The sequence below is a fragment of the Rhizobium sp. BR 314 genome, from assembly GCF_047445805.1.
GTDB lineage: Bacteria > Pseudomonadota > Alphaproteobacteria > Rhizobiales > Rhizobiaceae > Rhizobium > Rhizobium lusitanum_B.
The window spans coordinates 22,629-35,535 of record NZ_JARWLA010000008.1 but is presented as its reverse complement, the minus strand read 5'-3'; the positions used below and the strand labels follow the sequence as shown (position 1 = coordinate 35,535).

Below are 12,907 nucleotides of genomic sequence, written 5' to 3'. Positions count from 1 at the left end.
AAATTTTGACAGATTGCCGCAACATCCGCATGACGCCTTGGATATGCCCTGAAATTGCATAGATAAGCGGAGACGAAAGCTGACACGGCGATATTCTGCGCGTGACCGGCGGGAGCATCATATGGACAATGACTTACAGGGCCGTGCGGCTCATCTCGCCGGCATTCGCGAAAAGGCCGAGGCTGAGATGGCCGGCATGGGCATCGATGCCGCCTTCATCGACAGGCTGGTGGACACCTTTTATAGCCGCGTGCAGAAGCATCCGCGGCTTGGGCCGGTATTCGACGGGCGACTTGCCGGGCGTTGGCCTGACCATATGGAAAAGATGAAGCGCTTCTGGTCATCAGTCGCCTTCAAGAACGGCGCCTATGGCGGCAAGCCGGTACAAGCGCACCTCGGCGTCGAAGGCATCGCGGCCGATCTCTTTCAGGAATGGCTGGCGCTTTTCTCGCAGACGCTCACCGATATCGCGCCTTCCGAGCAGGCAAGAGACTGGTTCATGGCAACGGCCGAACGCATCGCCAAGAGCCTGACTTTGTCGCTCTTCTATAACCCTGCGCTGGATGACCCGGCACGGCAAGGCCGGTGAACTACAAGTCTGCCCCGTAGTCCGCACAAGGTAGCATGAGAAGTGCGAACTGCGACCGATCAGCCCTTCGTCGCGAAAATCGTTGCGCCGATGCTGGCGGAAACGACAAGGGCGGTGCCGAACATCTGTGACGGCGTCATTGGTTGCGACAGGATAATAAAGCCGGCAACGGCGCCGATGGCGGGTTCGAGGCTCATGAGGATGCCGAAGGATGAAGTCGGCATGCGCCGCAGCGCCACCATTTCCAGCACATAGGGAAGCAGCGGAACCAGCAGCGCCAGGCCGGCGATCTCGAGCAGGCCGTAACCCGTCAGATGCGGGACGGCGGACGCGAAGCCGAAGGGGGTCGAAACCACGGCTGCGACCAGCAACGACATCGAGAGCCCTTCGAGGCCCTGAAAGGCGTTGCCGACCTTCTTTGTCAGCAGAATGTAGCTGGCCCAGCCTGCCCCTGCCCCGACGGCAAAGAGAATGCCGGGCAGATTGCCGACCCACGCCTCGCCATCATAGGCCAGCAACAGCACGCCGATGGCCGCGAAAAGAGGCCAGAGAAGCTGGCGGCTGAGCCCGAAGCCCAGGGTCGCGACCAGCAGCGGCCCGAGAAACTCGATCGCGACGGCAAGGCCTAAGGGAATGCGCGCGATCGCCGAGAAGAAGAATGTCGTCATCAGCGCCGAAACGGTGCCGAGCGCCAGCACGCCGAGCCACTGCGAGCGGCTGTAGCTTAGAATTTTCGGACGGACAATGATGGCCAATGCTGCAGAGGCAAAGACAAGCCGAAGCCATGTCGCGCCCACCGGCCCATAGGCATTGATGATCGGAGCCGACAGGGCTGAGCCGAACTGGATGCAGGACATGGACATGACGCACATCAGTATCCCCGCGGCGATGCCGCCGGAGGAGGGCGCAACATTCGGATGCGGCATCAATACCGCGCCGCCATCCGTGCCACTTTCGATAAGCTTCTGATCCATGACCTCTCCCATCGGGCGAGGGTTTTAGAGGCCTGGCCTTATGCTGGCAAATTCAAACTTTTCATGCTGGGATCAGGCGCTTTGATGCAAGAGCCGCTCAGGCTTCAAGGCCTTTCAGCACATTGGCGACGTTGAGACCGATTTCGGGCACGCCATAACCGCCCTCCATGCAGACGAGCACGGGCAATCCCGCCGCGGCGATGCGCTCGCCCATGCGGGCGAAATCCTGTGACCTCAACGCGAAGAAAGAGATAGGATCGCGCTCGAATGTGTCGACGCCGAGCGAGAGGATGATTGCTTCGGCACCAAAGGCCTTGATGCGGGCAAGCGCATCGTCAAGCGCCAATGACCACACATCCCATGGCGTGCCGGGCTGCATCGGGTAATTGCGGTTGGCGCCGAGCCCATTGCCCTCGCCTTTCTCGTCGGCATGGCCGAGGAAATAGGGGAAGGCATGGATGGGATCGCCATGCAGCGAAGCCGTGAAGACATCGCCCCGCCGGTAGAATATGTCCTGTGTGCCGTTGCCATGATGGAAATCGACATCGAGCACCGCAACCCTCGCCGCGCCATGGTCGCGCAGGCGCTGTGCGGCGACACTGGCATTGTTGATGAAGCAATAGCCGCCGAAGAGATCGGAGCCGGCATGATGGCCGGGCGGACGGCAGAGCGCAAAGGCAAAGCGATTACCTGATTGCAGCCAGTCGGCGCCGGTCAAGGCGCAGCGCATGGAAGCAAGCGCCGCCTCATAGGATCCCTTGGTGATGGAAGTATCGGCCGCATTGGCATAATGGCCGATCATGCCGACGATATTTTCCGGCACGCGTTGACTGGTGCGCCTGACAGGGAAGGAGTTGGAGATCGCCTCACCCGTAAACCCGGCCGCGACCCAGCGCTCCCACACCACACGCAGAAATTCGAGATAGGCGGGATCATGCACCTTGCATGCCGTCTCGAGCCCGTAGACCTCAGGTGTGACGACATCGACGAAGCCTGCTTCCTTGACGGCGGCGAGGATCCATTCGGCGCGGAAAGGCGCTTCGAAGGGGGTGACGAGCTTGCCATCATGCAGCTCGGTCTTGGCATCCCTGAGCTTGTGATCTTCCGAATAAATGACCCGCATATTCGCCTCCTCTGTTATTTCATTTGCCTAAAGGCTACATGCATCGCAGCCAGGAAAAAAGAGCGATGCGCTCTTGAACGCTATCGCACGTGACCGCATTTTCCGCCTGCATTTGACGAAGCGAGGATGGCCGCATGAAAATCCTGATGGTCGATGTCGACGGCGTCCTGGTTCACGGAAGGCCAAGCGACGGGCTGCCGCTTTTCACCTATCTGGAGCAGGACCTCGGCTTGCCGCTGGATGTGCTTCAGGAGGCATTCTTCAAACCTTATTGGCAAGACATCGTCACCGGCCGCGACGCGCTGGAGCCAAGGCTTTCAGAGGTCCTTGGCAAGATCGCGCCGCAACTTCCCGCGAAAACGCTGATCGACTATTGGTTCGAAAGCGACTCCCGCCTCGATCACGGCCTGCTCGAAGATCTTGCCGCGTTGCGCGCCGACGGCACGAAGATGTTCCTTGCGACCAATCAGGAGCATATGCGCGCAGCCTATCTGATGGAGACGCTTCAGCTCTCCCAGCGTTTCGACGGCGTTTTCTATTCGGCCGCTCTCGGCCATCAGAAACCTACAGTCGAATTCTTTCTGCTGGCGACCGAACGCGTCGGTTTTGCCGCAAACGAGATCGGCTTCATCGACGATGTGCAAGCCAATATTGAAGCTGCACGGCAATTCGGCTGGAAGGCGATGCAATGGGCGCCGGGCTCGACATTGCGAGATGCCATGGCCGCCTTTTCAACTCATCAGTCGAAATAGGTAAGGACCGCGATCTGTTCGCTTGGCAGCATAATGAGTTGAGCGTTCGAGCGAGTGGTAAAGAAGCCACCAGCGCGGCTGGCGCCATCTTTGACCGCCTGCATCCGTCTGGCTCCAAATCCGGCACAGGACATTGATCCTGTCACAACGCCATCGCCAAACCATTTACTTGGAGCGGGAGTTGGTTGCCATGCGTCGTAAGAGTAGAAAAAGCCGTTGTCTCGTGCATTGCCCCTGCCCTCACGGGCGTTACGGAAGAACGCGACACCCTGATCCTGAATCTTCTCAATCGCATCTGATCTCAACTGAAAGACGACGGCACCGCATGCCTCGGTCCGGATTGGCGAGATGATATCGGACCAACTGACATCGCTGCCCCAACTGACGTTGCTTGTCACCTCAAGCACAGTTGGAAGAGCCTTCTTATAAAAGCTCGCAACACGATCCTGATAGACGAAGTAGGCCAGAGCAAAAATAAGAACGGCGATGCCAAATATTCGCATTCGCATTGTTTAAACACTCTGCCACATAGAGGGCCAAACTAGTATCATGAAAACACTCGTATTATGCATATCATACATTGAGATCGAGTATGGGGATACAATTTATCTGCTTGGCCGCGGCTTTCAAGTCTCACGCAGCGATGCGCTTGTAGAAGAGTGTCGTGTCGCATAGGCCGCCTTCCGGCCACATGGCATAATCCGGCACCACGCCGACACGCTGCCAGCCGAGGCGTGGATAGATCGCTTCGGCATCGCTGCCGGTCGCCGTATCCAGCACGAGCAAGGTCTTGCCGATGCGGGCAGCTTCGCGTTCGGCGGCGTCCATCAGGAGACGGGCAAGGCCGTTGCCCCGCGCGGACCTGTGCACCAACAGCTTCTTGAGATCGCCGCGATGCGGCTGGTTCGGCATCTGCGCCGCACCCACCTGCACCGTGCCGACGACCCGGTCCTCGATCACGGCGACGAAAAGCAGTGTCGCGCCGCTTTCGACGCTGTCGGCCACACCCTGCCAGTAGGGCAAGGCATCGGCCTGCTCGTAAGGTTGCATGAAGCCGACGGAAGCGCCGCCATTGACGCAATCGGCAAGCACCTCGCAAAGATCGGATAGCCTGTCGCGAGCGTCGGCAGCGGAGAGAAGACGAATATCAGGCATGATAAAGATCCTTGAAGCTTATGAATGGCCGCGATCGAGGATGACGCTGTAGCGCGACGGCACCTCGCCTGGATTGTGAAAGGAGTGGCCGTCGCCGACGCCCATGAAGAGGCAATCGCCGGGCATCAGATGATGGGTGACATCACGATGAGTCACCTCCATCTCGCCCTCGAACAGCCAGACATGCTGGGTCATGTCGGCACTTGCCATATTCGGTGGGAAGATGACGCGCGCGCCGGCGGGGAAGATGACCTCGACGACATCGACCTTCGAGCCCGTGCCCGGCGGCGAGACGGAGCGCCTGACATAGCCGGTTCCCGGATCACGCCAGATCGCCTGCTGCTCGCGGCGGGCAAGCGGCGACACCTCCATGTCCTCCTCGGCAAAGAAGGCCGAGAGCGAAAGGCCGAGCGCTGCACAGAGCCGCGATAGCAACGAGGCCGTCGGACTAGCCTCCGCCCGCTCGATGCGCGAGATCATCGCACGGCTGACGGCCGAAGCATTGGCAAGCTCATCCAGCGTCAGGCCGCGAGCGATGCGCAGCTCCTTGATGCGTGCACCGATCGCCAGATCCAGATCGTCATCCGCCATTGTCAATGTCTCACGCTTCGAAATTCTACTATAAGAGAAATACACGTTCTCATGATGGAATCAAGCTGACTTTGAGATTCCCTGGCGGCGGGCCGGAAAAGGCTAACATAACGTGAAGATAGCCGCCAAAACCCCGCTTTTCCGCTTTGCGGCGCGGGGCGGCGCTGCTATATGGCGCGCATGAGCACCAATTCGACCACTCCGCTTTCGCATATCCGCAACTTCTCGATCGTGGCCCACATCGACCACGGCAAATCGACGCTGGCCGACCGCCTGATCCAGACGACGGGCGGCCTTGCCGAACGCGAGATGTCGGAGCAGGTGTTGGACAACATGGAGATCGAGCGCGAGCGCGGCATCACCATCAAGGCCCAGACGGTGCGTCTGCACTACAAGGCCCAGAATGGCGAAACCTATATTCTCAACCTGATCGACACGCCCGGACACGTCGACTTCGCCTATGAAGTCTCGCGCTCGTTGTCGGCCTGCGAGGGATCGCTGCTGGTCGTCGACGCCTCTCAGGGCGTGGAAGCGCAGACGCTCGCCAACGTCTATCAGGCGATCGACAACAATCACGAGCTCGTCACCGTCCTCAACAAGATCGACCTGCCGGCCGCCGAACCCGACCGCATCAAGGATCAGATCGAGGAAGTGATCGGCATCGACGCATCGGACGCTGTGCTGATCTCGGCCAAGACCGGCCTCGGCATTCCCGACGTTCTCGAAGCCATCGTCCACAAGCTGCCGGCGCCGAAGAGCCCGGGCGGCGAAAAAGCGCCCCTGAAGGCGCTGCTAGTCGACAGCTGGTACGACACCTATCTCGGCGTCATGGTTCTCGTGCGCATCATCGACGGCACGCTGACCAAGGGCCAGACCATCCGCATGATGGGCACGGACGCGAAGTACCAGATCGAGCGCGTCGGCGTTCTCACGCCGAAGATGGTCGCCGTCGACAGCCTCGGCCCCGGCGAGATCGGCTTCATCACCGCCTCGATCAAGGAAGTGGCCGACACCCGCGTCGGCGATACCATCACCGAAGACAAGCGCCCGACCGCGGCAGCGCTGCCGGGCTTCAAGCCGGCACAGCCTGTGGTGTTCTGCGGCCTCTTCCCGGTCGATGCCGCCGATTTCGAAGATCTGCGCTCGGCCATGGGCAAGCTGCGCCTCAACGACGCCAGCTTCTCCTTCGAAATGGAATCGTCTGCCGCTCTCGGCTTCGGCTTCCGTTGCGGCTTCCTCGGCCTGCTGCATCTGGAAATCATCCAGGAGCGCCTGGAGCGCGAATTCAATCTCGACCTGATCGCCACGGCCCCGTCGGTCGTCTATCAGCTCACCATGACCGACGGCACCGAGATCGAGCTGCATAACCCGGCCGACATGCCCGACGTCGTCAAGATATCCGAATTCCGCGAGCCGTGGATCAAGGCGACGATCCTGACGCCGGATGACTATCTCGGCTCGATCCTGAAGCTTTGCCAGGACCGCCGCGGCATCCAGACTGAGCTGACCTATGTCGGCAACCGCGCCATGATCACCTACGATCTGCCGCTCAACGAAGTCGTTTTCGACTTCTACGACCGCCTGAAGTCGATCTCCAAGGGTTATGCCTCCTTCGACTACAGCCTGACCGACTATCGCGAGAGCGATCTCGTCAAGATGTCGATCCTCGTCAATGCCGAGCCGGTGGACGCGCTTTCCATGCTCGTGCACCGCTCCGCCGCCGAAAAGCGCGGCCGTGTCATGTGCGAGAAGCTGAAGGACCTGATCCCGCAGCACATGTTCCAGATCCCGATCCAGGCCGCCATCGGCGGCCGCATCATCGCCCGCGAGACGGTGAAGGCGCTGCGCAAGGACGTGACCGCCAAGTGCTACGGCGGCGACGCCACCCGCAAGCGCAAGCTGCTCGACAAGCAGAAGGAAGGCAAGAAGCGCATGCGGCAGTTCGGCAAGGTCGAAATCCCGCAGGAAGCCTTTATCGCCGCGCTGAAGATGGGGGATGAGTGAGGCTCTTATCAAAATCAAATTATGCGCATATAGTTTGCGCATGATCTGAGGAACGCCTCATGACTCGGACGGCGCGAAAAGCCGCGAATTTATCTCGCGACGAGCAGCTTGTTGCAGATGCACGCGAGTTGAAAATCAATATCTCACGCGCTGCCGAAGATGGCATAACCCGCGCCATCAAGGCTGAACGCGAGCGACTGTGGCTTCTGGAAAATGCTGACGCAATCGAACAAGCCAATGCCTATGCTAAAAAACATGGTCTGCCATTTGGAAAGTATCGGCAGCTCTCATGGCAAGGTTCCATGTCTATGCCTTGAAGCACGGCGGAACTTTCGCATTGGAAATTCAGTCTGACTTGTTGGAAAGGCTGAGTACACGAATGATGGTGCCTCTGCTTCGCCTGCAGGATGTATGAATGCCAATGGCAAGGCTCAATCCGCAGTTCACTATCGCTGACAGGCCCCGCATCATAACGACACAATTGATGGCAGCAATACCGTTCACCGAAATTGGGGAATTGATTACCGACTTAAGTTTACACGGCGATCAGATTACCGCCGCGACCGACTTCCTTTTTCAGGGCTTTTGACTTCAGTTTCCTGCCATATACTCCCCGATCAAGCCTTCATATTCATCCATCGCCGGCAGTGCGGCATAGCTGTGCTTGGCCGGCGTGGTGACCCATGGCAGCTTTTCGCTCGTCCAAGTCTCCATGAAGGGCGTGAACCAGCCGACATCGTTGAGCATGGTGGCGCGGACATTGACGAACCAGTCGACGCCTTCCAGCTTCGTGAACAGCCAGCTCATGCAATGCGGGCAGAAATAGTGATGGATGGCATCGCCATGCAGGCCACCGATCACGGGCTCTCCCTCCGTCACTTCGAAGCCCTCCAAGGGGATCGCGGCGCTCAGCGAATAGGGGCCGGCCGTCATGCGCTGGCAGCCGGTGCAGTGGCAGGCCATGGTCAGCAACGGTTTGGCGTTGATCTTCAACCGCACTTGCCCACAACGGCAGCTGCCCTCGCATGGTAGTTCCAGCGTGCTCATGGTGTCGTCTCCTCTTATTTGCTGGCACTCTCAGGCTTCTGCCGTTTCCGGAAGCTTTGCCTGTGTCCGGATGGTCTTTACCCAGGCCCTTGCGATGGAAAGGCCGGCCGAGTCGGCGGCGGCTGCATGCTTGGAGACGAGCTCGGGATATTTTTCCAGCCAGCCCGGCTCCTTGCGCGCGATGGTTTCCTGGTGCTCACCCCGCCAGCGCTCCACTACGGCAGCGTTCGCCTCAAAGTGAAACTGCGTGCCATAAGTGGCACGGCCGATGCGGAAGGCCTGATTGCGCGTCACACCGTTGGTCGCAAGACGGGTAGCGCCGACGGGTAGCGCAAACGTGTCGGAATGCCACTGGAAGATGGTGAAGTTGTCGCCGACATCGGCCAGCAGCGGATCGGCCCTGCCTTCGTCGGTCAGGCCGATCGACTTCCAGCCGAATTCGTGGGCGGCGCCGAGCTGGTTTTCCGCCTCATAGGCGCGCGCCAGGATCTGGCTGCCGAGGCAGATGCCGAGCACGGCCTTGTCCTCACTCTCGAAGCGGCGCATGAGCCGCGCCAGCGCGGGCAGATACGGGTGGGTGTCGTCGTCACGCGCGCTCTGCTCGCCGCCGAGCACGACCAACGCGTCATGGGACTTCGCGTCCTCAGGTAGCGCCTCGCCACTCCAGGGGCGGAACCATTCGACCTGCGCCCTGGCCTCCTCCAGCGCGATGCCGAGTGCACCGAGCGGTGTGTTCTTCATATTTTCGATGACAGCGACGCGCATTCCGATAATCCCCATCTGACAGTCCAATCAGAGATGAGCATGCGGCACGACGACAGGCAAGGGGTCAGAGCCGCTCGTTTTGCGCAATTCCTGACGGAAATTCGGTCGATGCCTTTGCTGCGCTTGCTTCCGCTTGCAGGCGAATAATCTTGAGCATAAATGTCAGCAAACAACGAGGATAATGACGATGAGCGACAGGCCCCGGATCACCATTCTCTACTGCACCCAGTGCAACTGGCTCCTGCGCTCCGGCTGGATGGCGCAAGAGCTGCTGCAGACGTTTACCGACAGTCTCGGCGAAGTGGCGTTGATACCCGGCACCGGTGGCGTTTTCGAAATCCGCATCGATGGCGAACTACTGTGGGAGCGCAAGCGCGACGGCGGCTTCCCAGGGCCAAAGGAGCTGAAGCAGCGCGTGCGAGATGTCATCGACCCGCAGCGCGATCTCGGCCATACCGACCGCGCCTCGCTGGAGAGTTGAGCCCTGCCCTCACCGTTCCCAACCGTCAATCGAAGGGCGAACGGCATTCCTTGAAGCCATGATTGATGGTCGAATAGAGGTTGGTGCCGGGATTGTAGCTGCGATACTGTCTGGCGCACCACATCTGATGCTGCGAGCGCTGCTGGGCCGGCGAAGGGTAGACGACCTTTGGCGGCGTATAGGTTTCGCGCGGGGGCATTTGAATGCGCGTGCTGTCGTAGCGGTTCACCCCGCCGGTATAGGGCGGCGTGACCGGAAGTGGCTGGCCGGGGCGGGTGTAGAACTGACGTTCCCCGAAACCGAAACAGCCCCTGGCATCGCAGAGGACGCGATTGCCGGGGTTGGGCGGCTGGATGCCCATTTTCGGAGGATCCGAGGCCGCGACGGCAAGCCCTGCTTGTGCCAGCAACGAAAGGCCGAAAGCGCAACCAAGCGCGACCCTATGAAAAGCAACCATGATGAACTCCTGTGCGGGTACCGCGAACCAAAACCGACGCGCGCCTCGCCTTGATCTTATCTGGGGCATTGGCAGGGATAAAACCAGTATCGCCGCAACTGGAAATCGCCGTTCCACGACGAGTTGATCGCCGCCGCCGCTTGCTCCATAACAGCGCGATCATTGCAAGGAGATTGCCCGTGAGCAGCTTAAAATTCGGCACCAGCGGCCTTCGCGGCCTATCCGTGGATCTTGTCGGCCAGGCTTCCGCCCTCTATGCGTCGGCATTCGCCAACCATCTGCTGAAGAGCGGCCATGCCAAGCCAGGCGATCTCATTCTTGTCGGCCGCGATTTCCGCGAATCGAGCCCGGCGATATCGGCGACCTGCATCGGCGCGCTGAAGCGTGCCGGCCTAACGCCGATCGACTGCGGCACCTTGCCGACGCCGGCGCTGGCTCTCTACGGGCTGAAGCACAAGGCGGCATCGCTGATGATCACCGGCTCGCATATCCCTGCCGATCGCAACGGCATCAAATTCTACAGGCCGGATGGCGAGATCGACAAGCGGGACGAAGTGGCGATCAGCGAGGAAGCCTTGGCGATTGGCGATTCCGTACTGGACGAGACGCCTGCCGAGGCGGAAAACCACACGGCCGAGACGGAGGCGCTGTTCCTGGAGCGCAACAAGGGGCTGCTGCCATCAGGCAGCCTCGCGGGCCTCACCATCGGCGTCTATCAGCACAGCACGGTGGCGCGCGACCTTTTCGGACAGGTGCTCGGCCATTACGGCGCGCGCGTCGTATCGCTCGGCCGCTCCGAGAGCTTCATTCCGGTTGATACCGAAGCCGTCTCTGCCGAGACCATCCGTCTTATGAAGGGCTGGGCGCCGGAGCACGGTCTGGACGCCATCGTTTCGGCCGACGGCGATGGCGACCGGCCGCTGGTCGCCGATGAAACCGGCGAGCCGCTGCGCGGCGATTTGCTCGGCCTTATTGCTGCAAACTTCCTCGGCGCAGAAGTGGTGGTGACGCCGGTCACATCCAATTCCGGCATCGAAGCCGCCGGCTCCTATGCCGTAACCCGCACCCGCGTCGGCTCACCCTACGTGATCGCCGGCATGGATGAGGCGGTTGCCGCTGGCAAGACTGGCGTCATGGGCTTCGAAGCCAATGGCGGCACACTGACGGCCAGCCGCTTCATCGTCTCGGGTAAGCCCTTCGAGCCTCTGCCGACACGCGACAGCTTCCTGCCCGTCCTGGCGACGCTCTATGCGGCCGCAAAGGCGGGCAAGCCGCTTTCGGCCGTTGCCGGTAGCTATCGCCTGCCCTTTGCCGCCGCCGATCGCCTGGAGAATTTCGCGGTCGAAACCAGTGCCGCGTTGATGGCGCATCTGCGCGCTTCGGACGCCAATCTCGCTGAATTCCTCAAGCCCGTCGCAGCCGTCGCATCGAAGAGCGACATCGACGGACTTAGGGTCACGCTTGTGGATAACCGAATCGTCCATTTCCGCCCCTCCGGAAATGCACCGGAAATGCGTTGCTACGTAGAAGCGGCGAGTGAAAACGAGGCAAAGACCCTTCTGGAACAGGGACTTGGCCTTATCAGAGCATGGGCTACGGCCCGGGTTTGACCTGGGCCACGGCCGCTTTTTTCACAATTGCCACGAAAACTTCAAAAACCCTGTTGACACCGGACGGCCACCCCCTTACATGCGTGTCCGTCGCCCAGATGGCGGAATTGGTAGACGCGCAGGTTTCAGGTACCTGTGCCGCGAGGCGTGGAGGTTCGAGTCCTCTTCTGGGCACCATTTCCTTTCCTGAGAAACGTAGATTTCTCAATCTTTTCAAGATCAATAAATCGCTTTGACACCCTTCCGGTAAACCGGAAGCGGGTGTTAGGGTTTGTCTTGAAATTGGCTCGGGTGACAAAATCCGAGCTTGGCAGTATTGCGGCGGATATTGGTATCGGTCCGCAACATCCTGAAACAAGATGAGTGCGAAAGCGCCCCGGAAACCCAATTCCGCGATAAGAGCGCCACCCCAACGGAGTCGCCCATACGGAGCTGCCGAAGCCGACGGCTGCGGCCACCCGATCAGCGTTAGGCGGTTGACTGCTGCGAAAACGGCGACCTAATAGGGGAAACCTTGAGGGATTTTCGATGCACCACAAGAGCGACTGGTACGATCTGATTGTTGGCGACGGCAATGTTAACCAGGGGCTGGCGAGGATGATGAGTTCCATCCTCGCGTTCATCGTAGTCTTCGGCGTGATTTTCTGGCTGATCTAGCCGGCCGCGGCGTTTCGGCACTGAGGGGTGTTCATTCAGTCCCTCACGTCGGCTGATCTAGTGGATACTATCCGTCTCCGTCTTGACGTACAGCCCGGCCTCCCGCGCCGCTTCAAGAAAGGCCTCTCTCGATTCTTCGGCAGAGACTTTGCCGAGGACGGCATCCAGGCACACCAGGACGGCCTCGTCCGCCGCCGGTCCGCCTTCGGCCGGCCATTCCTCACTCATGCAATTGGCTGCATCGAGCGCGTTGGTGATGATCGCGAAACGGCCAACCCCACCAAGCTTGAGGATGACGGGACTTCTCCAATCACCATTGTCCATGCTGAACCTCCCTCACCCATAGAGCGCCATCAGCGCTGCGATCAGAAATGAGCCGGTGCCGGCGCACGCGGCCATGGTCACATAATAGTCCATCGGGTTTCGCTCCTTGCCTCGGATGACGCCTCGATAACGTCGTGCAAGGTTGGATGTTCCTGGGTCGAAAATGTTTCGTCGGGATTTTACTGAGGCGTTCAAGGCAACTGAGCGGGCGATCGGTACGATCAAGCCGACGGGCGCGTGGCATGTCCTAACCGCTTTTCTGCCGTTCATCGCGGATAGGAAAAGGCCGCCGAGACTTCCCTCGGCGGCCTGCAGGCAATCCAGAATATGAGCGCGCGACCCTGTCAGCTGCACTGCTGCCACGGACCACGCAAATGC

Annotated in this window: 17 protein-coding genes, 1 tRNA gene and 1 pseudogene; 9 read left to right on the top strand and 10 right to left on the bottom strand. The window is 60.1% G+C overall.

The genetic code is table 11. The features are described from left to right. Nucleotides 1-121 precede the first annotated feature (121 nt). Nucleotides 122-589 carry a group III truncated hemoglobin gene (locus tag QD461_RS13170; protein ID WP_414088168.1) on the top strand — a complete coding sequence of 156 codons (468 nt, stop codon included), beginning with the start codon at nt 122-124 and terminating at the stop codon, nt 587-589. 59 nt (nt 590-648) lie between these two features. Here the strand turns inward: QD461_RS13170 and QD461_RS13165 are convergent, their stop codons facing one another. Both QD461_RS13165 and QD461_RS13160 read right to left on the bottom strand, forming a co-directional pair. Beyond that, a complete protein-coding gene (locus tag QD461_RS13165; RefSeq protein ID WP_414088167.1) occupies nt 649-1,563 on the bottom strand; it encodes an EamA family transporter in 915 nt (304 codons plus the stop codon). Between the two features lie 97 nt (nt 1,564-1,660). Then, nucleotides 1,661-2,686 (bottom strand): histone deacetylase family protein, encoded by a 1,026-nt coding sequence (locus QD461_RS13160; protein WP_414088166.1) that lies wholly within the window; start codon nt 2,684-2,686, stop codon nt 1,661-1,663. A gap of 134 nt (nt 2,687-2,820) precedes the next feature. On the opposite strand from QD461_RS13160, the gene QD461_RS13155 reads away from it, so the two are divergent. Further along, entirely contained in the window at nt 2,821-3,438 is a 618-nt protein-coding gene (locus QD461_RS13155) for an HAD-IA family hydrolase (protein ID WP_414088165.1), read from the top strand. Here the strand turns inward: QD461_RS13155 and QD461_RS13150 are convergent. The 3 genes from QD461_RS13150 to QD461_RS13140 form a co-directional block, all read right to left on the bottom strand. Next, nucleotides 3,426-3,947, bottom strand: coding sequence for a hypothetical protein (locus QD461_RS13150; RefSeq protein WP_414088164.1), 522 nt, complete (start codon nt 3,945-3,947; stop codon nt 3,426-3,428). The genes QD461_RS13155 and QD461_RS13150 overlap by 13 nt on opposite strands. Nucleotides 3,948-4,071: 124 nt before the next feature. After that, entirely contained in the window at nt 4,072-4,593 is a 522-nt protein-coding gene (locus tag QD461_RS13145) for an N-acetyltransferase family protein (RefSeq protein WP_414088163.1), read from the bottom strand. Nucleotides 4,594-4,611: 18 nt separating this feature from the next. After that, nucleotides 4,612-5,184 (bottom strand): helix-turn-helix domain-containing protein, encoded by a 573-nt coding sequence (locus QD461_RS13140; RefSeq protein ID WP_414088162.1) that lies wholly within the window; start codon nt 5,182-5,184, stop codon nt 4,612-4,614. A gap of 171 nt (nt 5,185-5,355) precedes the next feature. On the opposite strand from QD461_RS13140, the gene lepA reads away from it, so the two are divergent. From lepA to QD461_RS13125, 3 genes and pseudogenes are all read left to right on the top strand, one after another. Then, complete coding sequence (gene lepA / locus QD461_RS13135; protein ID WP_414088161.1) at nt 5,356-7,188, top strand: translation elongation factor 4; 1,833 nt, start codon at nt 5,356-5,358, stop codon at nt 7,186-7,188. Nucleotides 7,189-7,247: 59 nt separating this feature from the next. Beyond that, on the top strand, nt 7,248-7,505 hold the full coding sequence (locus QD461_RS13130) for a type II toxin-antitoxin system CcdA family antitoxin (RefSeq protein WP_414088160.1): 258 nt from the start codon (nt 7,248-7,250) through the stop codon (nt 7,503-7,505). Continuing rightward, nucleotides 7,478-7,777 (top strand): annotated as a pseudogene (locus QD461_RS13125) (CcdB family protein). Before QD461_RS13130 ends, QD461_RS13125 begins: the two are co-directional and overlap by 28 nt. A 2-nt stretch (nt 7,778-7,779) precedes the next feature. Here the strand turns inward: QD461_RS13125 and QD461_RS13120 are convergent. Both QD461_RS13120 and QD461_RS13115 read right to left on the bottom strand, forming a co-directional pair. Further along, entirely contained in the window at nt 7,780-8,235 is a 456-nt protein-coding gene (locus QD461_RS13120) for a GFA family protein (RefSeq protein WP_414088159.1), read from the bottom strand. 30 nt (nt 8,236-8,265) lie between these two features. Beyond that, nucleotides 8,266-9,000, bottom strand: a complete 735-nt coding sequence (locus tag QD461_RS13115; protein WP_414088158.1) for a type 1 glutamine amidotransferase — start codon at nt 8,998-9,000, stop codon at nt 8,266-8,268. A 187-nt stretch (nt 9,001-9,187) separates the two neighbouring features. Between QD461_RS13115 and QD461_RS13110 the strand changes: the two genes are divergently transcribed. Beyond that, nucleotides 9,188-9,481, top strand: a complete 294-nt coding sequence (locus QD461_RS13110; RefSeq protein ID WP_199150670.1) for a SelT/SelW/SelH family protein — start codon at nt 9,188-9,190, stop codon at nt 9,479-9,481. A 25-nt stretch (nt 9,482-9,506) separates the two neighbouring features. Here the strand turns inward: QD461_RS13110 and QD461_RS13105 are convergent, their stop codons facing one another. Beyond that, a complete protein-coding gene (locus tag QD461_RS13105) occupies nt 9,507-9,938 on the bottom strand; it encodes a BA14K family protein (RefSeq protein WP_414088157.1) in 432 nt (143 codons plus the stop codon). Between the two features lie 179 nt (nt 9,939-10,117). Between QD461_RS13105 and QD461_RS13100 the strand changes: the two genes are divergently transcribed. The 3 genes from QD461_RS13100 to QD461_RS13090 all read left to right on the top strand — a co-directional run bounded on the left by QD461_RS13100 (nt 10,118) and on the right by QD461_RS13090 (nt 12,205). After that, nucleotides 10,118-11,548 carry a phosphomannomutase gene (locus QD461_RS13100; protein ID WP_414088156.1) on the top strand — a complete coding sequence of 477 codons (1,431 nt, stop codon included), beginning with the start codon at nt 10,118-10,120 and terminating at the stop codon, nt 11,546-11,548. Nucleotides 11,549-11,640: 92 nt separating this feature from the next. Next, a tRNA-Leu gene (locus QD461_RS13095) sits at nt 11,641-11,725 on the top strand. A 351-nt stretch (nt 11,726-12,076) separates the two neighbouring features. Continuing rightward, on the top strand, nt 12,077-12,205 hold the full coding sequence (locus tag QD461_RS13090) for a hypothetical protein (RefSeq protein ID WP_414088155.1): 129 nt from the start codon (nt 12,077-12,079) through the stop codon (nt 12,203-12,205). A 57-nt stretch (nt 12,206-12,262) separates the two neighbouring features. Here the strand turns inward: QD461_RS13090 and QD461_RS13085 are convergent, their stop codons facing one another. Both QD461_RS13085 and QD461_RS13080 read right to left on the bottom strand, forming a co-directional pair. After that, on the bottom strand, nt 12,263-12,529 hold the full coding sequence (locus tag QD461_RS13085; RefSeq protein ID WP_414088154.1) for a DUF982 domain-containing protein: 267 nt from the start codon (nt 12,527-12,529) through the stop codon (nt 12,263-12,265). Nucleotides 12,530-12,541: 12 nt separating this feature from the next. Beyond that, complete coding sequence (locus tag QD461_RS13080) at nt 12,542-12,892, bottom strand: hypothetical protein (protein ID WP_414088153.1); 351 nt, start codon at nt 12,890-12,892, stop codon at nt 12,542-12,544. Nucleotides 12,893-12,907 lie beyond the last annotated feature (15 nt).